Raw genomic sequence first — 1,514 nt, 5'->3', positions numbered from 1 at the left:
CGCCATAGGCCGCGCGCAGCCGCCGCTCCAGCAGGCTGCGCGCGAGCGCGGTCGTGGTGAGCGTCATGATCACGAAGTCGACGCTCTGCACGCTGAACCAGTGCGTCTCGGACAGGTTCGTGATCGCCTGCTGCAGGAACACCGCCAGGTACAGCACCGCCTGGGTGCGCTCGCCGTTGGCCAGCCRCAGCGAGTGCAGCACCTGCGTGATCGCGTAGCCGAACAGACAGGCGAGACCGGCCCAGCCGAGGTCGTTGACCACGTCGAAGTAGCCGTTGTGCGCCGAGCCCGGGTAGAACGAGCCCATGCGGCGGACGAACTCGAAGGCATCGGTGCCGGCGGTCGGCGCCGCCGTCCAGTAGGCCGCATAGCCGGTGCCGAAGAACGGGTGCTCGCGCATGTGATCGCCGAGGATCGCCCAGATCTCGGTGCGGCCGGTCAGCGTCATGTCCTTGCCGCTGAAGGTCGACACCATCGCCATGAAGGCCGACAGGCCGGCGACGAGGCCGAGCGTCACCAGCGCATGGAGCAGCAGCAGCACGGTGACCATGAGCACCAGGTGCGGCACGAAGGGCCGCAGCCCGCGCGGCGCACGCAGCGCGACCACGAGGAAGACGAGCACCGCGGCGGTGGCCGCCAGCGAGGTCGAGCTGCGCGACAGCAGCAGGCAGGCCGCCGCCACCGCACCACCGGCCAGCGCGCTGCCGGGCGACACCTCGCGCGTCAGGCCGCCATGGCACCAGAAGATCATCGCCATGCCGGCCAGCGCGCCGAGGCTGTTCTTGTGGTTCGCGAGGCCGCGCCACGCACCGGCCAGCTCGGCCGCCACCTCCTGGTGGACGGCGAGCGACGGTGCCGCCAGGCCGAAGGCCAGCGAGCCCAGCAGCACCAGCGTCAGCACCGGGCGCACGACGCGCTGGAAGCGCTGCGCGTGCCAGGCGACCAGCACGAAGGCGACGCAGGCGACGACGATCGTGACGAAGCGCAGCAGCCGCCGCACGCTCAGGCCCGGGTCGATCGACCAGGCGACGCTCGCCACCGCCAGCGCGAGGAACGCGAACAGCCAGCCGTTGGCGCTGCGCACCAGCAGCCACGCGAGGCCCGCACGCCAGACCAGGACCAGCCCGCCGAGGCCGAGCACCGCACCCCACAGCGCGCGGCTCAACAGGCCGGCCGAGTCGGGCGCGGCCGCATGGACCAGGCTCTCGTAGTCCAGCCCCTCCGGCACGATCATCAGCACGACCAGCACCCACATCATCGCGGCGAGCAGCAGCGCGCCGGCATCGTCGCGCCGCCACGCGCTGGTGCTGGCAGAAGGCGGGCTCGACATCGAAGACCCTCAGAAATGGCTGATCACGGCACCCAGGATCTGCGAGCGCGTGGCCGCCAGGCGGCGCAGCATGTCCCGCAGATCCCGCGAGCTCGTGTGGCGCGCACGGCTCAGTGCCAGCACGCGGCCCACCAGGCTGGCGACGGCCAGGCCGTCGGCATACAGCCCGACCGGCGCGGTGTCG

1 protein-coding gene is annotated in these 1,514 nt (G+C 72.0%); it reads right to left on the bottom strand.

The genetic code is table 11. The annotated features are described in order from the left end of the window. On the bottom strand, window positions 1-1,330 hold a 1,330-nt coding region (locus tag AC1D15_RS31600), incomplete at its 3' end, for an O-antigen ligase family protein (RefSeq protein WP_477829155.1). Window positions 1,331-1,514 lie beyond the last annotated feature (184 nt).

This window comes from Rhizobacter sp. P2_H2 (assembly GCF_056403375.1).
The sequence above is the reverse complement of the archived record's forward strand: the minus strand, read 5'-3'. Positions and strand labels throughout refer to the sequence as shown.